Raw genomic sequence first — 20,174 nt, 5'->3', positions numbered from 1 at the left:
CCGTTGGGGCCGCGGTCGGGCCGGCTGGGTGCCGACACGTCCACGTTTTCTACTGAGCGTGGTCCTCCCGGTCACCGGGCGCCCCGTGGGGAGCCATCGGTGATGCGCAGAAACTACCTGCTGGCTGGCGCGAGTCAATCCGGCCCTGACCTGCGCAAACGGACGTTTTCGCAGGTCAGGGGCGGGTGCCTCGCGGGTGAACTACATCGTGGGGATTCCGCTGGACTGCGCCAGGTGGCCGTCCACCACGGTGAGCAGGGCCTGCGGCGTGGAGGAGTCCGCCACCCAGTCGTCGAGATCCCGGGCCACGGTGGGCACGCGGGTGTCCCAGAGCACCAGGTCGTCCTCGCCGCCGCGGCGCAGGGTGCCCCCGGCCCGCCCGGCGGCGTGCCACCCGGCCTGCGTGTGCAGGGCCAGGGCACGCGGCGCGGTGAGCAGGCCGCCGGGGTTCTGCGGGCGCACGCACGAGCGCAGGGCGCCCCACGGGTCCCAGGGGGTCACCGGGGAGTCCGACCCGAAGCACACCGGCGCGCCGAGCTCGTCCAGGCGGCGCCACGGGTTGGTCTCCTGCCAGCGGCGGCCCAACCGAGTGGCGTAGAGATCGTCCCCGCCGCCCCACAGGCCCTCGAACATCGGCTGCATGGAGCAGGTGACCCCGAGGCGCGCGAAGGTGCGCATGGCCTGGGGGGAGGGCAGCTCCACGTGCTCGATGCGGTGGTGCGCGGCGCGCACGGCGGCGTCGCCCAGCTGCCGGGCGGCCTCCTCGAGGGCCTCGGCCGCCACCTGCACCGCCGCGTCGCCGATGGCGTGGAACCCGCCCTGCACCCCGGCCCGCGTGCAGGCCACCAGGTGCGTGGCGGCCTCCTCGACGGTGAGGTACAGGTCGCCGGTGGTGTCCGGGGCGTCGCTGTACGGCTCGAGCAGGCCGGCGTTGCGGGCGCCGAAGCTGCCGTCCAGGTAGAGGTCGCCGCCCAGCCCGATGACGCCGAGGGCCTGCCGCAGGTGGGAGGCGCGCACCGGGTCGTCGACCCACTCCCCCCAGTAGGCGTCCGTGCGTACCGTGCCGGCTCCCCCGGCGTCGACCACGTCGCGCACGTCGTCGGGGCTGGTGAGATTGGGCGCGCCCATCTCGTGCACCGTGCCCACCCCGGCGCGGGCCGCGGCATCGAGGGCGAAGGCGATGTTGCGGCGGCGGGCGTCCGGGCCCACGCTCGCCGCCCAGGCGGCCACCACCGCGTCCTGGGCGGCCCGGGTGGCGGTGCCCACGCCGTCCCACCCGTCCTTGCTGGCCACCTGGGCCACGGCCGCCAGGGAGGAGGACACCGTGGCGGCGTGCATGTCCACACGCGGGGCGTAGACCACCCCGCCGCCGGAGGCGCGGTCGAGCTCCGCGGAGGTCATGGCCCGGTTCTCCGCCCAGTGGGTCTCGTCCCAGGAGTGGGCGAACACCGGAGTGCCGGGGCGCTGGCGGGCGGCCTCGGCGATGCGGTCCAGGGCCTCGCCGACGCTCCGGGTGCCCGCCAGGTCCACCCCGCCGAGCACCTCACCGGTGGCCGAGACGTGCGCGTGGGCGTCCACGAACGCCGGCGTGACCAGGCGCCCCTCACCGGCCAGGACGTGGGCGTCGCGCAGCCCGGAGGTGTCCGGCGCCCGGTCGGCCGGACCCAGCCAGGCCACGCGGCCGGCCTCCAGCACCACGGTCTGCCCCGGCACCGGCAGGGTGTCGGGATTCCACAGCGTGACCTGCTCCAGGACGATCGTCTCCATGGCGCCAGTGTGGGCCAGCAGGCCCCGGCGCGCGCCGCGACCCACCCGGCTTGGCAGGATCGGGGCATGAGGATCCCCACCACGCCCGCCACGCTCGCCCTCGACGCCGCCGGCGTCCCGTGGACCGGCCACGCCTTCGGCCACGAGGACGACGTGGAGGGCTACGGGCAGGAGGCTGCCGAGGCCCTCGGGATCCCCGAGGAGCGCATCTTCAAGACGCTCGTGGTGGACTCCGGGGCCAAGGGCCGCCACGAGCTGGCCGTCGCCGTGGTGGCCGTGGCCGACCGCCTGGACACCAAGGCCGTGGCGCGTGAGCTGGGGGTGAAGCGCTGCTCGATGGCGGACGTGGCCGCCGCCGAGCGCGCCACCGGCTACGTGGTGGGCGGCATCTCCCCCTTCGGGCAGAAGACACGCCTTCCGATGCTCGTGGACCAGCGCATCACCGACCACGGGACCGTGTTCGTCAGCGGAGGGCGCCGCGGCTTCGACGTGGAACTCTCCCCCGACGCGCTGCTCACCGCCACCGGTGCACGGCTGGCCGACGTGCGGCAGGCCTGAGGCGCCTCACTCCCCCAGGTGGGCGAAGGCCGTGCGGTTCTCCCACGGCGTGGTGAGCACCATCGTGGTGGTGGTGGAGCACCGTGCGGTGGAACGGATCTCGGCGATGAGCTCCTCCAGCACGCTGGGCCGGCTGACGCGCACCAGCAGCACGTAACTGGCCGACCCGGCCACCGACCAGCACGCCTCGATCTCCGTGAGGTGGTGCAGGCGCTCGGGCACGTCGTCCGGGGCGCCGGGGTCGAAGGGCGTCAGCGAGAGCAGCGCCGTGATCGGCAGACCCGCCGCCTCGGGGTCCACCACCGCCCCGTAGCGGCGGATGACCCCGTTGTCCTCCAGCCGGCGCACGCGCTGGTGGGCCGCGGAGGTGGACAGGTGCACCCGCTGCGCCAGCTCGGTGTAGCTCATGCGGCCGTCCTGCGAGAGGTGGCTGACGATGGAGCGGTCGGTGGCGTCGAGTTCCTGGGGCACGGGGCCAGCGTAGGCGGCCGGCGTCCGCGCCACGCCGCCTACGCTGAGGGTGTGACCGACGCACCACTGATGCTCATCGACGCCGCCAGCCTGTACTACCGGGCCTTCCACGGGGTGCCCGACCGTCGCCGCGACCCGGCCGCCCCGCCCACCAACGCCGTGCGGGGTCTGGTGGACATGACCGCCTCCCTCGTGGCGCACCGCTCCCCCGGCGGCCTGGTGATGTGCTGGGACGACGACTGGCGGCCGGCCTTCCGCGTGGAGGCCATCCCCTCCTACAAGGAGCACCGCCTGGCGCCCGGCGACACCACGGGCACCACCGAGGACACGCCGCCGGACCTCGTGCCGCAGGTGCCCGTCATCGTGGACCTGCTGGCCGCCCTCGGCATCGCCCGGGTGGGGGCGCCGGGGTACGAGGCCGACGACGTCATCGGCACGCTGGTGGAGCGCACCGCCGGGCGCCGCCCCGTGGAGGTGGTGACCGGCGACCGCGACCTCTTCCAGCTCGTGGACGACGCGGCCGGGGTGCGCGTGCTCTACACCGCGCGCGGCGGGGTGCGCGACGCCGACGAGGTGGACGAGTCCTGGCTGGTGCAGAAGTACGGACTGGCCAGCGGGCGCGCCTACGCGGAGATGGCGGTGCTGCGCGGCGACCCCTCGGACGGACTGCCCGGCGTCAAGGGCATCGGCGAGAAGACGGCCGTGCAGCTGCTGGACACCTTCGGGTCGCTCGCCGGCATCACCGAGGCGCTCGACCGCGGCGACGACCGCCTCAAGGGGGCCCGCCGGGCGCGGCTCGAGGAGGGGCGCGACTACCTCGCCGCAGCGCCCCGGGTGGTCGACGTGGCGCGCGACGCCCCGCTGGAGGTCACCGACGAGGCGCTGGCCCTGCCCCGGGAGGTGGCCGACCCCGCGGCGCTCGCCGACCTCGTGGAGCGCTACGACCTGGGCGGGCCCGTCGGGCGCCTGCTGGACGCGCTGGGCCTGCCGCCGCTGGCCTGACCGCGGCGACCCCGCACCGGGGAGGGGCGCAGGGCCGACCCAGCCCGGCTCAGTCCACGCGGTCGGCGGCCACCACGCCGCGCAGCACCTGCTGCATGGCCTTGCGGGCCGTGCCCTGCACCGAGGCGTGGGGAGAGGCCAGCTCCACCTGGCCCAGCAGGTCCACCACCTGCTTGGCGCGGCGCACGAAGTCCCCGGCCGAGAGGTCCGAGTCGCGCAGCACCGTCTCCAGGCGCACCCCGGTGGCCCACCGGTGCACCATCCACGCGATGCCGGCGTCCGGCTGGTCGGTGGTGGGCAGGTGGTGCTCGGCCTCCGCGTCCTCGATGCGGGACCACAGGTCCACCATGCGGTCGTAGGCCTTCTCCACGCGCGGGGTGGGCATCGACGGGGTGATGGAGACCTCCCCGCGGCGCGGCTCGTGCACCACGATCGACACCGCCGCGGCCAGCTCGGCGGCGTCGAGGCCCTGCCACAGCCCGCGCTGCAGGATCTCGGCCACGAGCAGGTCCTTCTCGGTGTACGTCCGCTGCAGGACGCGCCCGGCCTCGGTCACCTCCTGCCCGTCCTCCGAGAGGTAGCCCCACTCGGTGAGCAGCGCGCAGAGGCGGTCGAAGGTGCGGCTCACGGTGTGGGTGCGTCGGGCCACCTTGCGGCGCAGGCCGGCGGTCTCCCGCTCCAGGGTGTGCAGGCGCGTGGCCCAGCGGGCGTGCTCCTCCCGGTCCGGGCAGGCATGGCAGGGGTGGCGCCTCAGCGCGGCCCGCAACTCGTCGATGCGGTCGACCCCCGAGGCGCCCCGTGCACCGGTCGAACCCTCACCCTGCACCTCAGGGTGGGCGGCGGATCCCTCCTCCCGGGCGGTCAGGGGCGGGTCGGCGTCGGGCACCTTGGCCCGCATCGTGGCGGCCAGGTCCTTGCGGTCCTTGGGCTTGCGCGGGTTGAACCGTTGCGGAAGCTGCACGCGCCCCTGCACCACCGGCGGCTCGTCGAGGTCGGCGGCCACCACGGTGCGCAGCCGTCCGGCATCGGTCACCAGGGCCACGTCGTCGTGCTGCTTGCGCACCCCGTGCGTCCCGGTGATGACCACCGCGCGCCCGGCCCGGCGCCCCGAGCCGATACGGATGACGTCACCGGGCACCAGCTCGCCCAGGGCGATCTCCACCTGCGCCCGCCGGGCCGCCCCGCGCTGCTTGGCCGCGTCCTTCTCCGCCTGCGTGAGCTCCTGGCGCAGCGCGGCGTACTCCGAGAAGTCGCCCAGGTGGCACTCCATGGCCTCCCGGTAGCCCTCCATGGCCTCGGTGTTGCGCTCCACGGACCGGGAGTGCCCCGCCATCGCGCGGTCGGCCTGGAACTGGGCGAACGACTCCTCCAGCAGCGTGCGGGCGTCCTGCCGCCCCAGCCGGTCCACGAGGTTGACGGCCATGTTGGGCGAGGGTCGGAAGCTCGAGCGCAGCGGGAAGGTGCGGGTGGAGGCCAGACCGGCCACGTGCGTGGGGTCCACCCGCGGGCCGGCCAGCACCACGGCGTGCCCCTCCACGTCGATGCCGCGGCGCCCCGCCCGGCCCGTCAGTTGGGTGTACTCGGCCGGGGTGAGGTCGGCGTGCGTCTCGCCGTTGAACTTCACCAGCTTCTCGATGACGGTGGTCCGCGCCGGCATGTTGACGCCCAGGGCCAGGGTCTCGGTGGCGAACACACACTGGATGCGCCCGGCGGCGAACAGCTCCTCCACGATCTCGCGGAAGAGCGGCAGCATGCCGGCGTGGTGGGCGGCGTAGCCGTTGGTGAGGCCTTCCACGAAGTCGTGGTAACCCAGCACGCCGAGGTCCTCGGGGGCCACCGAGAGCACGCGCGCCTCCACCTCGTCGTGGATCGCCTCGCCCTCCTCGTCGCTGATGAGGCGGGTGCCGGCCGAGAGCAGCTGGCGCACCGCGGCGTCGCACCCGGCCCGGCTGAAGATGAACACGATGGCCGGCAGCAGGCCGTCCTCGTCCAACGCGCGCACCACCTGCGCCCGCGAAGGGGTGCCGGTGCGCCGGGCGCCGGCCGGCCCGCCCCGGCGGCCGTCGCGCCCGCCGCGGGGCCCACCACGCCGTCCCCGCCCCCGGCGGCCGCTGGGGGCCCCGGCGTCCTCGCGGTGCCAGCCGCCCCGGTCGGCCCCGGCGGTCCGCAGCCGTGCGAGCAGCTCGGGGTTCACCGCCCGCGCCGTGCCGCGCCGGGCGCCCACCCCTCCCTCGGGGAACAGGTCGTAGAGGTCGTCACCCACCATCATGTGCTGCCACAGCGGCACCGGGCGCACCTCGGAGACCACCACCTCTGTGTCGCCACGCACCTGCCGCAGCCAGGCGCCGAACTCCTCGGCGTTGCTCACCGTGGCCGAGAGACTGATGACCTGCACGTCCTGGGGCAGGTGCAGGATCACCTCCTCCCACACCACGCCGCGCATGCGGTCGGCCAGGTAGTGCACCTCGTCCATGACCACGAAGCCCAGGCCGTGCAGGGTGGTGGAGTCGGCGTAGAGCATGTTGCGCAGCACCTCGGTGGTCATGACCACCACGGGCGCGTTGCCGTTGATGCTGGAGTCGCCGGTGAGCAGCCCGACGTTGGCGTCCCCGTACTCCTGCGCCAGGTCGTGGAACTTCTGGTTGCTCAGCGCCTTGATGGGGGTGGTGTAGAAGCACTTGCGCCCGGTGGCCAGGGCCAGGTCCACGGCGAACTCCCCCACCACCGTCTTGCCCGCGCCGGTCGGGGCCGCCACGAGCGCGCCGTGCCCGTCCTCGACGGCCTCGCAAGCGGTCACCTGGAAGGCGTCCAACTCGAACGGCTGCCGCATGAGGAAGTCCTGCAGGTGCGGGTGGCGGGCGCGCCGCTGGGCGGCGGCGAAACGATCCGAGGGACTGGACATGCGTCCACCCTAGGTGGAGCCACCGACAGCCCCACGGTGACCGCCCGGGCACGCGAACGGCCCGCCCCGGAAGGGACGGGCCGACGTGGGACCGGGCGGCGCGGCTCAGAGCGCCGAGGCGGTGTCCGGGTCGAGGTCCAGGTACTCCGGACGGTCGCGCTTGCGCATCTTGTCGCGCAGGATCGCGATGCCGCAGGCGATGACGTACATGAGCATCATCGGGATGGTGAGCGCCACCATCGAGGTGGGCTCCGGTGCCGCCAGGGCCGCGAACACGAGCACACCGATCGTGGCCCAGCGCCAGCCCCGGAGCATGACCCGGCCGCTCAGCAGGCCGGCGTGGTTGACGGCCACCATGATGACCGGCAGCAGGAAGGCCATGCCGAACCAGAGGATGAAGTTGCCGACGAAGGCGAAGTACGGCTCGGCCGCCGTGAGGTTGGTGCCGCCCTCCGGCATGAAGGCCCCGATGAGCGCCTTCACGGCCGACGGCAGGGCCCACAGGGCCAGGGCGCAGCCGAGCAGGAACATCGGCACCGCCGCGAGGAAGTACCCGAAGGCGATCATCTTCTCCCGGCGGTACAGGCCAGGGAGGATGAACGCCCAGAACTGCCACAGCCAGATCGGGCTGGCGATGATGACGCCCACGACCGCCGAGATCTTGGCCTTGATGGTGAACGGCTGGGTCACGCCACCGGCGCCGAAGTTGACCGAGAAGTCGTCCTTGCCGCGTTCCTTGGCCACCTCCACGATGGGGCGCATCAGGAACTCGGCGATGGCCTCGTAGTAGTACCACCCCACGCACATCCCGACGAACACCGCAACCGCGGCGATGAGCATGCGGTTGCGGAGTTCCTTGAAGTGCTCCACGAGGGCCATGCGGCCCTCCGGGTTCGGAGCCTTCCTCGAGAAGGGGTTGCGGGCCACGCGCGTCAGTTCAGGCGGGTGCCGTCGGACGGCTTGTTGGCCTCGGCCGAACGGGTCGGGTCGGCCAGACGGGAGTCCGGACGGGCGGCGTCGTAGTCGGCGGCGTGGGCCTCGGGGGTCCACTTCTCCTCACGCACCGTGGTCTCGGTGACGCGGGTGCCGTCGGGGCGGGCCTCGGCGCGCACCTCGGTGGCCTTTCCGTCGACCGTCTCGTCCTTGCCGTCCTTCTTCATCTCGCCCACCTCGGACTTCAGCACGCGGGCCGAGCGCCCCAGGTTGCGGGCCATGTCCGGCAGCTTGGCCGAGGCGAAGACGAGCACGATGACGATGACGAGGATCAGCAGCGTCCACCAGTTGTCGAACAGCCTTGCGCCCATGGTCTCTCCTAGATCGTTTCGGGTGATGTCACTCTACGGTAGCCGTGCGAGTACCCGACAAGCGCGCCGCGGCCGCCTCGGCCCCGTGGCGCACCTCACCCGCGAGCGCCTCGGGTGCCACCACGCGCACCGCTCCCCCGGTGGTCCAGACCAGCCTGCGCACCCAGGCGGGGTCCGCCACCCGCACGAGCACCCGGCGGCGGTCGGCGGGCGGGTCCGGCAGCGGCCCCGGCACACCCGCCCGGTCCACGGGTCCGGCGTCCGCGAGGTCGGTGGCCCCGTAGTACTCGGCCACCCAGTCGACCTCCGGGCTCAGGTCCAGCACCACCGCCAGGTCGTCGGGCGAGCCGCCGTACGCACCGCCCTCCAGGTCCTTGGGGCGGGCCTGAGGCGGCGGGGTGCCGTCGGCGTCGAGCACCTCGGCCTCGGCGATGCGGTCGAGCCGGAAGAGCCGCACGTCCAGCGCGGTGCGGCACCAGGCCTCCAGGTAGGTCTGGCCGTCCACGGCCACCACCCGCATCGGGTCCACCTCGCGGGTGGTGGCCTCGTCGCGACCGGCGGCCACGTGCACCAGGCGCACCAGCCGGTGGTCCTGCACCGCCCGGCGCAGGCGTGCGGCCAACTCGTCGTCGTGCGCGCCGGGGGTCTCGTGCACCACCGTGCCCTCCACCAGGGCGCGCAGCGGTCCCGCCGCCTCGGCGATGCGGTCGGCCAGCGCGGTGGCGCGCTGCCGGTCCGTCTCGCCCAGCCCCGGCGCCCCGGCCAGGGCCCGCAGGCCGGCCACGAGCGTGACGGCCTCGTCCGGTCCCAGCCGCAGCGGGCGGGAGATGGTGTCGGCGTTGCGCAGGAACACGTGCCCGCCGGCCCACTCGGCCTCGATGAGGTCGTCGGGCATGCGGCCCGGCAGGCCGCACATGAAGACGAGCTGCAGGTCGCGCTCGAGCGACGCGGGGGTGACGCCGAAGGCGCGGGCGGCCTCCTCGATCGCGACGCCCTGGCGCTGCAGCAGCCAGGGCACCATGGCCAGCAGGCGCTCCAGGCGCGCGGTCGCGGACTCGGCGGCCATCAGCCCTCCTCGCTCGTGGGTGCGGACACCTGGCGCAGCCGGTCGACCACCTGGGTGCGCAGGTCCTCCGGCTCCACCCAGAGCAGGTCCGGCCCCAGCTCGGCCAGCTGTCCCACGATGCGGGAGCGGTCGGCCGCGCCGAGGACCAGGACGTCACCCTCGGGGCCCGGGGACACCTCGTCGGCCCAGCGACGCAGGCCCCAGCCACGCCCGGGCGTCACCGTCACCCGGGCGCCGACGGTGTCGGTGGCCCCGCGGGTGGCCGCGGCGATCATGGCCGAGGGGTCGTGGTCGGCGGGCACCTGCACGGCGCCGGCCGGCCCGGTGGCGCGCACCGGCCCGAGGATGCGCGAGAGCCGGAAGACGCGCGGGGCGTCGCGGTCGGCGTCGAAGCCCGTCACGTACCAGCGGCCCCGGCGCAGCAGCAGCGCCCACGGCTGCACGTGCCGCCGCGAGACCGGCGCCCCGCTGCGGCGGTAGTCGAAGGTCACCGCACGTCGCGAGCCGATGGCGTCGCGCAGGCCCGCGAAGGCGGCCTCCGGGGTGCGGATGACCGGCTGCACCCCGAGCACCGCGGCCCCGGGTTCCTCGGCCTCGTCGGCGTCCGGGTCCAGCGCGCTCACCTTGTGCAGCGCCCGCTGGGCGGCCGCCGAGAGCGAGGCCTGGCCCCACACCCGCGCGGCCACGCCCAGCAGCGTCAGCTCCTCGGCGGTGAAGACCAGCTCGGGCAGGGCGTACTCGTCGGGGTCGACGCGGTAGCCCTCCTCGTCGTCGAAGCCGGGGTCCACCGGGGCAGTGGTCACGGGCACGCCCAGGGCGCGCAGGTCGTTCTTGTCCCGCTCGAAGGTGCGGTCGAACGCCTCGGCGCTGCCCTCCTGGTACTCCGGCATGATCCGCCGGATCTCCGCCTTGGTGAGCGGCCGCCGGGTGTGCAGGAGCGCGAGCAGAAGGTTGAGCAGCCGCTCGGTCTTCAGGTTGGGGTCGTGCCCGCGCCCGGCAGCGGCCATCAGCGCTCGGCCACCGCCACGAGGTCCACCACGAAGATGAGGGTCTCACCGGGGGCGATGACGCCACCGGCACCGGCGTCGCCGTAGGCCATGTGCGGCGGGATGACGAGCTTGCGGCGGCCGCCCACACGCATGCCCTGCATGCCCTCGTCCCAGCCGGCGATGACCTGGCCGACGCCCAGCTGGAACTGCAGCGGGGTGCCGCGGTCCCACGAGGCGTCGAACTGCTCGCCGGTGGAGAAGGCCACGCCCACGTAGTGCGCGGCGATGACGTCGCCGGCGCCGGCCTGCGCGCCGTCGCCCTCCCAGAGGTCCTCGACCACCAGCTCGGTGGGGGCCTCGCCCTCGGGGAAGTCGATCTCGGGCTTGGTGGGCTGGTCGCTCATGGTGCCTCCGGGGGTGCGGCGGGAAGGGCGCACGAAAGGGCCCTCACACGGTCGGTGTGAGGGCCCAGTGTGCCTGATGGGCGGGGGCTCAGGCAGCCCCAGGTGTCACTTGCCGGACTGGTCGCCGCCCTGCTGTCCGGAGGACTGGGTGTCGAGGATGTCGACCACGAACACCAGGGTGTCGTCGCCCTTGATGCCGCCGGCGGGCATGCCCTTCTTGCCGTAGCCGTCCTTCGGCGGCACGACCAGCTCCACGCGGGAACCGACCTTCTTGCCCACGAAGACCTCGTCCCAGGCCGGGATGACCTGGCCGACGCCGATCGGGAAGGCCGCCGGCTCGCCACGGTCGTGCGAGGAGTCGAACTTCTCGCCCTCCTTGCCCTTGGCCCACTTCACACCGGTGTAGTGCACGGTGATGGTGTCGCCCTTCTTCACGGTGTCGCCCTCGCCCTCGATGAGGGTGGCCTGCTTGAGCTTCTTGGGGGCCTCGGCGTCGGGGATGGTGATCTTGGCCGGCTTGTCGGTGAACACCTCGGCCTTGGGCAGGTCGGCCGGGGCCTCCTTCTCGGTGCCCTGGGCCTCCTTGAGCGGCTTGGAGCCGTCCTTGATCTTCATGAGGTAGACCACGGTGTCGCCGGGCTCCAGGCCCAGCTGCGGGGCGCCCTGCTTGCCGAAGGCCTTCTCGCCGGGGATGGCCACCGCCACGGTGGAGCCGACCTTCTGGCCCTCCATGGCCTTGCGCAGCTCCTCGATGGTCTGCTCGTCGTTCATCTTCAGCGGCACGGTCTGCTGGCCGAACGCGTTCTGCAGCTCCTTGCCGGAGGTGCCGTTGTAGAGGGCGTACTCGAGCATGGCGGTGTGGTCGGAGGTGAGCTCCTCGCCGTCGCCCTCCTCGACGACTCGGGTCTGGGTGTCCGAGACGGTGAACGGCTTGTCGCCGAAGGTCAGCGACGGCTTGTCGCCACCCTTGGCCTCGAGGTCGTCCAGCTTGCCGGCCTTCTTGGGGTCCGGCTTCTTGCCGTCGGCGTCCTTCTGCTGCTTGGCGTCCTTGCCGCCCTTGCCGTCGGCGTCCTTGCCGCCCTTGCCGGAGGCGGACGGGTCGGCCGGGGACTCGCTGGCACCCGCAGACGAGGCGGCGTCCGAGGAGGCCCCCTCGCTGGAGCCGTCGGAGGAGCCCTCCGACGGCGAGGCCTCGTCGCTCGGCGCGCCGGACTCGGCCGGGGCGCTCGAGGAGCTGCTCGGGGAGTCCGAGGAGTCCCCCTTCGACTCGTCGTTGCCGCAGGCGGTCAGGCTCAGGGCTGCGGTGGACACCAGGGCGATCAGGCGGACGGACGTGCGCTTCACAGGTGGATCCTCATCGGTTGACGGTGGTTTCGCCGCATCGTAGACGCGCCTGCCTGAGCACTGGCTGGGAATCCGCCGTGGTTTTGGTCAGGATCCCGCCGGCCGGGGCAGGGCGACGGAGGCGCAGCCCCCCGGCCCCGTACGGTGGCGCCATGTCCTCCACCCCGCGCCCTGACCGTGCCCCCCGCTCCGCCCGTGCCCTGGCCCGCCGCGTGCCGCTGTGGGCCGCCGCCCTCCTCGATGCCGGGTCGATCGCCCTGTTCGCCGGGCTGGGCCGGCGCAGCCACGAGACGGGCCACGTGCTCACCGGCGTGCCGGAGACCGCCTGGCCGTTCTGGGCCGGGGCGGCCCTGGGCTGGGTGGCCACCGCCGCGGTGCGCCGCCGCGTGCCGGACACGCTGGCCGATGGGGGCGTCGTGCTCGTGGCCACCGTCCTGGTGGGCATGGCCCTGCGCCAGCTCACCGGTCAGGGCACGGCCTGGTCCTTCGTGCTGGTGACCACCCTCGTGCTCGGCGTGCTGCTGCTCGGCTGGCGCGCCGTGGCCGCGCTGCTCGCCCGACGCGGCTGAGGCGGGCCGAGAGCGCCCTCCGGGGCGCCTCAGGCGTCGTCGCCGAGGCGGGTGCTGCCCAGGCGCTCGTGGTGCTCCTGGTCGCGGCGCACGCGGCGCAGCTTCTTGGGGCTGATCCAGCGCTCCCCCAGGTTCTCCCCGGTCCAGTCCTCGGCGTCGAATCGCTCGGTCCAGCCGCCGGCCGAGACGTCGGCGTCCGCTCCGGCCTTGGCAGGGCGCTTGGCCAGCTCCGGGGCGTCGGTGGCCGGGGCCAGGCGCCGCATCGAGATGAGGAAGCCGGTGTGGCCGTGCATGCGGTGCTCCGGGCGGACGGCCAGGCCCTCCAGGTGCCAGCCGCGCACCATCGACTCCCAGGCGCGGGGCTCGGTGAAGCCGCCGTGGTCGCGTGCGGCCTCGGCCACGCGGGAGAGCTGGGTGGCCGTGGCCACGTAGCAGATGAGCACGCCGCCGGGCGCCAGCGCGTCGGCCACCGCCGCCAGGCAGTCCCAGGGGGCCAGCATGTCGAGGACCACGCGGTCCACGCTGCCGGGCTCCAGGGTGCGGGGCAGCTCCTCGGCGAGGTCGCCCAGGTGGATGCTCCACGCCGGGTGGTCACCGCCGAGGAAGGCCCGGGCGTTGGAGCGCGCGATCTCGGCGAACTCCTTGCGCAGCTCGAAGGAGTGCAGGCGGCCGGTCTCCCCCACCGCCCGCAGCAGGCTCATGCTCAGCGCGCCGGAACCGACGCCGGCCTCCACCACCACGGCGCCGGGGAAGATGTCGGCCATGCCCACGATCTGGGCGGAGTCCTTGGGGTAGACCACGGCGGCGCCGCGCGGCATCGACATGACGTGGTCGCTCAGCAGCGGGCGCAGGGCCTGCCACTGCGCGCCCGTGGAGTGTGTGGCCACACTGCCGTCGGGCGCGCCGATGAGGTCGTCGTGGGCGATGTGGCCACGCGTGTTGTGGAAGCGCTTGCCGGGCTCCAGCACGATGGTGTGCATGCGGCCCTTGGGGTCGGTCAGCTGCACCCGCTCCCCCACGCGGAAGGGGCCGCGGCGGCCCTGCTCACCGGTCCACCCGGCATCGGGGGTGGGCTGGGCGGGGGACGGCTGGGGGGAGGTCATGGGCGCCGATTCTAGGTGCACCCCGGGGGCCGGGCTCCCGTCAGCCGCGGGCGTTGGCGCGCATGCCGGCCTCCATGGAGGCATGGTCGGCCAGGCCCACGATGCGCGGCGGAGTGGGCCGGCCGTCGGGGTCGAGCGGGCCGGGCTCGCGGATGGCGGCCACCTGCAGGCGGCGGGAGGTCACCGCCTCGAGCAGGCGGGTGATGTCCTCCTGCGGGGCGGCGTCCACCGTCCAGTCGCCGGGCACGGTGCGGGCCACGGCGGACAGGGGCGTGGAGTCACGCAGCTCGGCGGGCACCTGGGCCAGGGCGGAGGGGTCCACCAGCCCCACGGCGCGGTGCTCGGCATCGGTGGTGACGACGCCCACCGGCACCGGGAAGCCGCGCACTCCCAGCAGCGCCGAGACCGGCGCGTCCTGCGGCAGCCCCACCGCGGGCCGCATGACCGACCCGGTGGAGTGGCGGCCCAGCTCCTGGCGGGCCGCCCCGGCCTGGATGGAGCGCGTGGCCCCGGCCCACAGCACCCACGCGATGAGGCCGCCCCACATGACGGTCACGAGGCTGCGGCCCTGGACCACCATGAGCGCGACGAAGGCGATGACCACCAACGCGATGAGGCGCCCGGTCCAGCCGGCGGCCACCAGGCCCGTCGGGCGGCTGCCGGTGGCCTTCCAGACCAGCGAGTCCACCACGTGCCCGCCGTCCAGCGGCATGCCCGGCAGCAGGTTGAACAGGCCCACCAGGCCGTTCACCCACAGGGCGCTGGCCACCACCATGTGGGGCACGCCGTCGGGCACCACGAACAGGGCCGCGGCCGCGAGCGCCGCGAGCACCAGGTTGGCCAGCGGGCCGGCCACGGCGACGATCGCGTTGCTGCCCGGGGAGGTGTTGTCGGACTGGTGCGCGGTGTGCCCGCCGATGAGGTCGAGCTGCACGCGGGTTACCGTGTAGCCGCGCCACTGGGCGGCCAGCACGTGGCCCACCTCGTGGACGAAGACGCTGAAGACCAGCATCGCGGCGTAGGCCAGGCCCAGGCCGTAGGCGGTCACCGGGCCGAGGGCGTCGGTGAGCTGGCTGCCGTTGAGCACCACCACCAGGACCACGAGCAGCGGCCAGGTGGTCCCCAGGTACACCGGCACGCCGCGCACGCTGCCGATGCGCCATCCGGAGGGCTGGGCCATGGGGACTCCTACGGGTCGTGGGGGCGGCCACCATCGGGCCGGCTGCGGGCGCCCAGCCTACGGGCGGGGCGGCCGGTCGTCCGGGCGGGTGGGTCGCTGGCGGAGGGGATGTCGGTGGCGGCACCTATTGTGGCGCCCATGGTGACCGCAGCCCTCTCCCCCAGCCGCGCCGGCGACTTCATGCAGTGCCCGCTGCTCTACCGGTTCCGGGTGGTGGACCGGCTGCCCGAGCCGCCTTCGGCCGTGGCGGTCCGGGGCACCTTCGTGCACGCGGTGCTCGAGGACGTGTTCGACCTGCCCGCGCACCGGCGCCGCCCGGACGACGCGGTGGGGCTCATGGAGGCCGCCTGGGAGCGGGTGGTGGCCGAGCGCCCCGAGGCCGTGGAGGTGGTCGGCGAGGGGGCCGAGGCGACGCCGGACGAGATGGCCACGTGGATGGCCGAGGCCGAGGCGCTGGTGCGGCGGTGGTTCACCCTCGAGGACCCGAGCGTGCTCGAGCCGGCCGAGCGTGAGCTCTACGTGGAGGTGCCCGTGGAGCGCGAGGGCGAGCAGGGGCAGTTGACCCTGCGCGGGTACGTCGACCGGCTCGACGTGGCCCCGGCCGACGGGGCGCTGCGGGTGGTGGACTACAAGACCGGTCGTGCCCCCTCGGAGCTGTTCCAGGCCAAGGCGCTGTTCCAGATGAAGTTCTACGCGCTGGCCATCTGGCGGCTGCGCGGGAGGGTGCCGGCCCTGCTGCAGCTGGTGTACCTCAAGGACGGCACCATCCTGCGCCACCAGCCCACCGAGGCCGAGCTGGTGGCCACCGAGCGCAAGCTGCTGGCGCTGTACGACGCCATCGAGCGGGCCGCGGCCACCGGGGACTGGCGCCCCAACCGGTCGCGGCTGTGCGACTGGTGCAGCTTCCAGTCCATCTGCCCGGCGTGGGGTGGCACTCCCCCGCCGCTGCCCACCGACGCCGCGGACCGGGCCACCGACGAGGCCGTGAGCGGGGCCGCCTCGCTCAGTGGGTGAAGCGCTCCCACAGGGAGCTGAGGGTCTCCCCCTCGAGGGTGGTGACGGTGACCGTGTTGGGGGTCTCGGGCAGGTCGACCATGAGCGGGATGGCCACCAGGTGCGTGCCGGCGTCCGAGGCCGAGCCGACGCCGGAGGGCGAGTCCTCCAGGGCCAGGCAGGCGGCCGGGTCCACGCCGAGGCGCTCCGCGGCGGTGAGGTAGGGCTCTGGGTGGGGCTTGCCGTGCGTCACGGCGTCGCCGGTGACCACGGTGTCGAAGGTACCGGCCGGCAGGGCGTCGGTGAACGCCTCGGCCAGGGAGGTCCACGACATCGTCACCAGGGCGGTGGGCACGCGCCGCTCGACGCACTCGGCGAGCAGCTCACGGGACCCCGGGCGCCAGGGCATGTGCTGGCGGACGCCGGCGGTCACCTCGGCGAGCAGGCGGTGGATGATCTCGTCGCGCGGCAGGTCCACCGGGGTGCGCTCCAGGATGATCTCGGCCGACACCTCCAACGGGTTGCCCACCATGGCCAGGGCGTCCTCGTGGGTCCACGTGCCGCCGAAGGACTCCACCAGTGCGGTCTCGGCAGCCATCCACAGCGGCTCGGAGTCGATGAGGGTGCCGTCCATGTCGAACAGGACGGCGGCCGGCAGGTCCGGGCGGACGGTGGCTGTGGCGGGTGCGGCCTCGCGGTCGGAGGCGGCGGGCTGGGGGGCGTCGGGCTGGGACACGGTCGAAGTGGGCACGGCGGGATCGGTCACCCGGCCAGTCTCCCAGCCGCGTCCGGCCACGCCCGGACGCCCCTGGCCGGGACGTCCCGGGCACGACTGCGTGGTCGCTTCGTCGCGGTGGCCCCCGTGGGAGGGGTGTCCTATCGGCTGATAGGTCGACCGTTTCCCAGTCACCTGCCCGCGATTCGGTCGACCTATCGCGCGATAGGACACCCTTCCGGGCACACCCTTCCGGGCACACCCTTCCGGGCACACCCTTCCGGGGCACGGTGCGCCAGGCGGGCGGGGGCAGCGGTGCCGTTCGCCGGGCACCTGGGCGGAACGGCGCGGACCCGCGGCACGGGCCCAGCGCGACGGGGGCTCGGGGTTCAGGCACGGGAGAGGTGGCGCGGCACGGGACAGGTGTTGCTGGCACGGGACAGTGCGCGTGCGGGGAGCACGCTTCCCGTGCGCGGTGGGGTTTCGCGTGCGGCCCGGCGTGCCCCGGGCCGGGTCTCCCGCCGGCAGCCCCTCCCATGGCCGGGGCCGCCGCGGCGGCCACCTACCCTGTGCCAATGCTCAACGAGGACCCCGCCCCGCTGCGCGACCCGGTCGTGGTCGCCGCCTTCGAGGGGTGGAACGACGCCGGGGAGGCGGCCACCGCGGCCATCGCCCACCTCATCGAGGTGTGGGGCGCCGAGGAGGTGGCGGCCTTCGACCCCGAGGACTACTACGACTACCAGGTGCACCGCCCACGCATCGTGCGCCGGGGCGGCCGCCGTCAGGTGGAGTGGCCCACCACCAGCTTCCACGTCGCGCAGCCGCCCGGGCTCGACCGCGACGTCCTGCTCGTGCAGGGCCTGGAGCCCTCGATGCGGTGGCGCGCGTTCACCGAGGAGCTGCTCGGTTGGGTGGCCGAGGCCGGCGCCACCGAGTTCGTGACCCTCGGCGCGCTGCTGGCCGACGTGCCCCACACCCGTCCGCTGCCGGTCAGCACCACCACCAGCTCCCTGGCACTCCAGCGCCGGCTCGACGTGCAGCCCGCCGACTACGAGGGCCCCACCGGCATCGTGGGCGTGCTCAACCAGGAGGCCGAGGACGCCGGCCTGGACGCCGTGAGCCTCTGGGTGTCCGTGCCGCACTACGCCGGCGGCGTGCCCTCGCCCCGAGCCACCTGGGGACTGCTCACCGCGCTCGAGGAGGTGCTCGACACCGTCATCGACACCGCGGACCTGGAGGAGCTCTCCCGCGCGTGGACCCGCGGCGTGGAGGAGCTCACGCGCCAGGACGAGAACGTCGCTGAGTACGTGGAGGCGCTCGAGGAGGCCGTGGACGAGCTCACCTCGCCGCAGGCCTCCGGCGACGCGCTGGCCAAGGAGTTCGAGCAGTACCTCAAGCGCCGCGAGGGCGACGGCGGGAGCACCCCGCCGGTCTGAGCCGACCGGGCCTCAGCGCAGGTCGATGCCGAGCAGGGCATCCACCGCCACGAGCAGCGCCGGGCCCTCGGCGAGCGCCCCGGTGCGCGCCTGCTCCGAGCCGTTCAGCACGTGGTCGGCCCAGCGGTCCACCACGGCCAGTGCCCCGGGGGTGTCGAGGTCGTCGGCCACGCGAGCGGCCACGTCGCGGGCCACCGCGTCCCCGCCGGCTTCGCCCGCCACCTGGTCCCCCGCACCACCGCCGGCGGCCACGCGCTCGGTCGCGGCACGCCATCGGGCCAGACGGGTGCGGGCCTGCTCCAGGTGGCCGTCCGTCCAGTCCCACGCGGTGCGGAAGTGCTGGCTGAGCAGCGCCAGGCGGATGGCCGCCGGGTCCTCCCCCGCCGCCCGCAGCCGCGAGACGAGCACCAGGTTGCCCTTGGACTTGCTCATCTTCTCGCCGTCCAGGCCCACCATCGCCTGGTGCACGTAGTGCTGCGCGAACGCCTCCCCGGTGAGGGCGCGGCTCTGCGCGGCGCTCATTTCGTGGTGCGGGAAGACCAGGTCGTCGCCGCCGGCCTGCACCAGGAAGGGCGTGCCCAGGTGGTCGCGGGCGATGGTGGTGCACTCGATGTGCCAGCCCGGCCGCCCGTCGCCCAGCGTGCCTCCCTCCCAGTGCGGCTCGCCCTCCCGGTGGGCGCGCCACAGCAGCGGGTCGAGGGCGTCCTTCTTGCCGGCGCGCTCCGGGTCACCGCCGCGCTCGGCGAAGACCGCCAGCATCTCCTCGCGCGACCACCCGGAGACCTCCCCGAAGGCCGGCGTGCTCGCCAGCTCCAGGTACACGTCCGATGCGGTGCCCGGCGCGTCGTCGGCCGGCAGCCGGTAGGCGTGGCCGGAGTCCAGCATCGACTCCACGGCGGCCACGTCCGAGGGGATCCCCTCCACGGCGCCCACGTAGGCGTCCGGCGCGATGATGCGCAGCGCCTCCATGTCGTCGCGGAACAGCTGGATCTCGCGCTGCGCCAGGTCCTCCCAGTGCACGCCGTCGCGCTCGGCGCGCTCCAGCAGCGGCTCGTCCACGTCGGTGACGTTCTGCACGAAGCGCACCGGGTGCCCGGCGGCCCGCAGCGCGCGGTGCAGGGTGTCCACCGTGAGGTAGGTGGCCGCGTGGCCCATGTGCGTGGCGTCGTACGGCGTGATGCCGCAGACGTACAGGCCGGCCTCGCCCTGCGGGGTCAGCTCCTCCTGCCGCCCGGTGGCCGTGTCGTGCACCCGCAGCGGCGGGGCGGTCAGCGGCAGGGCGGGCACGGTGGGCGAGGTCCAGGATTCCACCCGCACAGGGTAGGCCGTGGCGGGCGTGACGCAGGTGACCGGCCGAGGGGCCCGTCGGCGGGCGGTGCCGCTGCCAGAATGCGCCCCATGATCGTGGACAAGGCGGTGTACGCCGACGGGCGGCGGTACGAGTGCCAGGACGTGGCCGAGGGACTGGCCCGGGCCCAGCAGGCCGACGGGAACGCCTTCCTGTGGGTGGGCCTCTACGAGCCGTCGGCCGAGCAGGTGCAGCACTTCGCGCGCCTGCTGGACCTGCACCCCCTCGTGGTGGAGGACATCGCCACCGGCCGCCAGCGCCCCAAGCTCGACGTCATGGACGACTCCGCGATGCTGGTGTTCCGCACCCTGGCCTACTTCGAGGAGAACAGCGACGTCGAGACCGGCGAGGTGCTCATGGTGTGGGGACCGCACTGGGTGCTCACGGTGCGCCACGGCAAGCACACCCGCCTCACCGGCGTGCGGGCCCGGCTGGAGCGCTCCCCCGAGCTCATGGCCCACGGGCCGGCCTCGGCGGTGTTCGTGGTGGCCGACCACATCGTGGACACCTACACACGGGTGGACCTGGAGCTCAACGACGACCTCGCGCGGGTCGAGCAGGCCACCTTCGGCGGGGAGCAGGACGTGGACGTCACCGAGATCTACCGGCTCAAGCGGGAGATCCTGGAGGCCCGCAGCGCCGTGCACCCGCTGGTGGACCCGGTGCGGCGCCTCGTGCACTCCTCACGCCTGGTGCCCGAGGAGCTGCAGCCCTACCTCAGCGACGTGCAGGACCACCTGCTGCGCGCCGACGACCACGTGCTGGGCTACGACCAGTCCCTCACCGACATCCTCCAGGCGCACCTGTCGATGGTGTCGGTCAAGCAGGGCGAGGACACGCGCAAGATCTCGGCCTGGGCCGCGTTGGCGGCCGTCCCCACCATCGTGGGCGCGGTGTACGGCATGAACTTCGACCACATGCCCGAGCTGCACTGGGTGTGGGGCTACCCGGTGGCGATGCTGCTCACCGTGGTGATCGTGGTGCTGCTGTACCTGCGCTTCCGGCGCTCCGGCTGGCTCTGAG

19 protein-coding genes are annotated in these 20,174 nt (G+C 74.1%); 6 read left to right on the top strand and 13 right to left on the bottom strand.

The genetic code is table 11. The annotated features are described in order from the left end of the window. Positions 1-201: 201 nt before the first annotated feature. Positions 202-1,767 carry an amidohydrolase gene (locus ACFFHC_RS07565; protein WP_379804290.1) on the bottom strand — a complete coding sequence of 522 codons (1,566 nt, stop codon included), beginning with the start codon at positions 1,765-1,767 and terminating at the stop codon, positions 202-204. 66 nt (positions 1,768-1,833) lie between these two features. On the opposite strand from ACFFHC_RS07565, the gene ACFFHC_RS07560 reads away from it, so the two are divergent. Further along, a complete protein-coding gene (locus ACFFHC_RS07560; RefSeq protein WP_070703486.1) occupies positions 1,834-2,325 on the top strand; it encodes an aminoacyl-tRNA deacylase in 492 nt (163 codons plus the stop codon). 6 nt (positions 2,326-2,331) lie between these two features. On the opposite strand, the gene ACFFHC_RS07555 is transcribed toward ACFFHC_RS07560, so the two are convergent. Further along, positions 2,332-2,796 carry an Lrp/AsnC family transcriptional regulator gene (locus tag ACFFHC_RS07555; RefSeq protein ID WP_070703490.1) on the bottom strand — a complete coding sequence of 155 codons (465 nt, stop codon included), beginning with the start codon at positions 2,794-2,796 and terminating at the stop codon, positions 2,332-2,334. A 69-nt stretch (positions 2,797-2,865) separates the two neighbouring features. Between ACFFHC_RS07555 and ACFFHC_RS07550 the strand changes: the two genes are divergently transcribed. Continuing rightward, positions 2,866-3,798 (top strand): 5'-3' exonuclease, encoded by a 933-nt coding sequence (locus ACFFHC_RS07550; protein ID WP_070703487.1) that lies wholly within the window; start codon positions 2,866-2,868, stop codon positions 3,796-3,798. A gap of 49 nt (positions 3,799-3,847) precedes the next feature. On the opposite strand, the gene ACFFHC_RS07545 is transcribed toward ACFFHC_RS07550, so the two are convergent. The 7 genes from ACFFHC_RS07545 to ACFFHC_RS07515 form a co-directional block, all read right to left on the bottom strand. Beyond that, complete coding sequence (locus tag ACFFHC_RS07545; RefSeq protein WP_379804285.1) at positions 3,848-6,700, bottom strand: DEAD/DEAH box helicase; 2,853 nt, start codon at positions 6,698-6,700, stop codon at positions 3,848-3,850. Positions 6,701-6,805: 105 nt separating this feature from the next. Further along, positions 6,806-7,627 (bottom strand): twin-arginine translocase subunit TatC, encoded by an 822-nt coding sequence (tatC, locus tag ACFFHC_RS07540; protein ID WP_141494654.1) that lies wholly within the window; start codon positions 7,625-7,627, stop codon positions 6,806-6,808. A 5-nt stretch (positions 7,628-7,632) separates the two neighbouring features. After that, positions 7,633-8,004, bottom strand: a complete 372-nt coding sequence (locus ACFFHC_RS07535; protein ID WP_379804280.1) for a twin-arginine translocase TatA/TatE family subunit — start codon at positions 8,002-8,004, stop codon at positions 7,633-7,635. Positions 8,005-8,032: 28 nt separating this feature from the next. Then, a complete protein-coding gene (locus tag ACFFHC_RS07530) occupies positions 8,033-9,070 on the bottom strand; it encodes a helix-turn-helix transcriptional regulator (protein ID WP_379804277.1) in 1,038 nt (345 codons plus the stop codon). Further along, positions 9,070-10,077: a helix-turn-helix transcriptional regulator gene (locus ACFFHC_RS07525; RefSeq protein WP_379804274.1), complete on the bottom strand. Its 1,008-nt coding sequence runs from the start codon at positions 10,075-10,077 to the stop codon at positions 9,070-9,072. The genes ACFFHC_RS07530 and ACFFHC_RS07525 overlap by 1 nt, the downstream gene beginning before the upstream one ends. Beyond that, the gene (locus ACFFHC_RS07520; protein WP_101848943.1) at positions 10,077-10,463 is read right to left on the bottom strand and encodes an FKBP-type peptidyl-prolyl cis-trans isomerase; all 387 of its coding nucleotides are present in this window, start codon (positions 10,461-10,463) and stop codon (positions 10,077-10,079) included. Before ACFFHC_RS07520 ends, ACFFHC_RS07525 begins: the two co-directional genes overlap by 1 nt. Before the next feature lie 105 nt (positions 10,464-10,568). Further along, positions 10,569-11,807: an FKBP-type peptidyl-prolyl cis-trans isomerase gene (locus tag ACFFHC_RS07515; protein WP_101848944.1), complete on the bottom strand. Its 1,239-nt coding sequence runs from the start codon at positions 11,805-11,807 to the stop codon at positions 10,569-10,571. A gap of 152 nt (positions 11,808-11,959) precedes the next feature. Here ACFFHC_RS07515 and ACFFHC_RS07510 point away from each other — a divergent pair, with 152 nt between their 5' ends. Next, positions 11,960-12,376, top strand: coding sequence for a DUF3054 domain-containing protein (locus ACFFHC_RS07510; RefSeq protein WP_101848945.1), 417 nt, complete (start codon positions 11,960-11,962; stop codon positions 12,374-12,376). 29 nt (positions 12,377-12,405) lie between these two features. Here the strand turns inward: ACFFHC_RS07510 and ACFFHC_RS07505 are convergent, their stop codons facing one another. Continuing rightward, complete coding sequence (locus tag ACFFHC_RS07505) at positions 12,406-13,479, bottom strand: tRNA (adenine-N1)-methyltransferase (protein ID WP_269148592.1); 1,074 nt, start codon at positions 13,477-13,479, stop codon at positions 12,406-12,408. 40 nt (positions 13,480-13,519) lie between these two features. Further along, positions 13,520-14,659 carry a M50 family metallopeptidase gene (locus ACFFHC_RS07500; RefSeq protein WP_101848946.1) on the bottom strand — a complete coding sequence of 380 codons (1,140 nt, stop codon included), beginning with the start codon at positions 14,657-14,659 and terminating at the stop codon, positions 13,520-13,522. Between the two features lie 138 nt (positions 14,660-14,797). Between ACFFHC_RS07500 and ACFFHC_RS07495 the strand changes: the two genes are divergently transcribed. Continuing rightward, positions 14,798-15,673 carry a RecB family exonuclease gene (locus tag ACFFHC_RS07495; protein WP_101848947.1) on the top strand — a complete coding sequence of 292 codons (876 nt, stop codon included), beginning with the start codon at positions 14,798-14,800 and terminating at the stop codon, positions 15,671-15,673. Here the strand turns inward: ACFFHC_RS07495 and ACFFHC_RS07490 are convergent. Continuing rightward, positions 15,663-16,418, bottom strand: coding sequence for an HAD family hydrolase (locus tag ACFFHC_RS07490; RefSeq protein WP_379804265.1), 756 nt, complete (start codon positions 16,416-16,418; stop codon positions 15,663-15,665). The two genes, ACFFHC_RS07495 and ACFFHC_RS07490, sit on opposite strands and share 11 nt — an antisense overlap. 524 nt (positions 16,419-16,942) lie before the next feature. On the opposite strand from ACFFHC_RS07490, the gene ACFFHC_RS07485 reads away from it, so the two are divergent. Beyond that, positions 16,943-17,803 (top strand): PAC2 family protein, encoded by an 861-nt coding sequence (locus ACFFHC_RS07485; protein ID WP_379804262.1) that lies wholly within the window; start codon positions 16,943-16,945, stop codon positions 17,801-17,803. A 12-nt stretch (positions 17,804-17,815) separates the two neighbouring features. Here the strand turns inward: ACFFHC_RS07485 and mshC are convergent, their stop codons facing one another. After that, positions 17,816-19,114, bottom strand: a complete 1,299-nt coding sequence (gene mshC / locus ACFFHC_RS07480) for a cysteine--1-D-myo-inosityl 2-amino-2-deoxy-alpha-D-glucopyranoside ligase (protein WP_379804259.1) — start codon at positions 19,112-19,114, stop codon at positions 17,816-17,818. A gap of 87 nt (positions 19,115-19,201) precedes the next feature. On the opposite strand from mshC, the gene ACFFHC_RS07475 reads away from it, so the two are divergent. Beyond that, on the top strand, positions 19,202-20,173 hold the full coding sequence (locus ACFFHC_RS07475; RefSeq protein ID WP_070704892.1) for a magnesium and cobalt transport protein CorA: 972 nt from the start codon (positions 19,202-19,204) through the stop codon (positions 20,171-20,173). Position 20,174: the final 1 nt, after the last annotated feature.

The sequence above is a fragment of the Kytococcus schroeteri genome, assembly GCF_042433515.1.
In the GTDB taxonomy this organism is placed as follows: domain Bacteria; phylum Actinomycetota; class Actinomycetes; order Actinomycetales; family Dermatophilaceae; genus Kytococcus; species Kytococcus schroeteri.
This window is presented reverse-complemented; position numbering and strand designations above follow the sequence as displayed.

Bases quoted from the DNA above. Each gene is read 5' to 3' on its own strand.
- ACFFHC_RS07545 (WP_379804285.1), bottom strand. From the start codon at position 6,700: ATGTCCAGTCCCTCGGATCGTTTCGCCGCCGCCCAGCGGCGCGCCCGC.
- ACFFHC_RS07520 (WP_101848943.1), bottom strand. From the start codon at position 10,463: ATGAGCGACCAGCCCACCAAGCCCGAGATCGACTTCCCCGAGGGCGAG.
- ACFFHC_RS07505 (WP_269148592.1), bottom strand. From the start codon at position 13,479: ATGACCTCCCCCCAGCCGTCCCCCGCCCAGCCCACCCCCGATGCCGGG.
- ACFFHC_RS07530 (WP_379804277.1), bottom strand. From the start codon at position 9,070: ATGGCCGCCGAGTCCGCGACCGCGCGCCTGGAGCGCCTGCTGGCCATG.
- ACFFHC_RS07535 (WP_379804280.1), bottom strand. From the start codon at position 8,004: ATGGGCGCAAGGCTGTTCGACAACTGGTGGACGCTGCTGATCCTCGTC.
- ACFFHC_RS07495 (WP_101848947.1), top strand. From the start codon at position 14,798: ATGGTGACCGCAGCCCTCTCCCCCAGCCGCGCCGGCGACTTCATGCAG.
- ACFFHC_RS07485 (WP_379804262.1), top strand. From the start codon at position 16,943: ATGCTCAACGAGGACCCCGCCCCGCTGCGCGACCCGGTCGTGGTCGCC.
- ACFFHC_RS07560 (WP_070703486.1), top strand. From the start codon at position 1,834: ATGAGGATCCCCACCACGCCCGCCACGCTCGCCCTCGACGCCGCCGGC.
- ACFFHC_RS07475 (WP_070704892.1), top strand. From the start codon at position 19,202: ATGATCGTGGACAAGGCGGTGTACGCCGACGGGCGGCGGTACGAGTGC.
- ACFFHC_RS07550 (WP_070703487.1), top strand. From the start codon at position 2,866: ATGCTCATCGACGCCGCCAGCCTGTACTACCGGGCCTTCCACGGGGTG.
- ACFFHC_RS07565 (WP_379804290.1), bottom strand. From the start codon at position 1,767: ATGGAGACGATCGTCCTGGAGCAGGTCACGCTGTGGAATCCCGACACC.
- ACFFHC_RS07500 (WP_101848946.1), bottom strand. From the start codon at position 14,659: ATGGCCCAGCCCTCCGGATGGCGCATCGGCAGCGTGCGCGGCGTGCCG.
- ACFFHC_RS07510 (WP_101848945.1), top strand. From the start codon at position 11,960: ATGTCCTCCACCCCGCGCCCTGACCGTGCCCCCCGCTCCGCCCGTGCC.
- ACFFHC_RS07525 (WP_379804274.1), bottom strand. From the start codon at position 10,077: ATGGCCGCTGCCGGGCGCGGGCACGACCCCAACCTGAAGACCGAGCGG.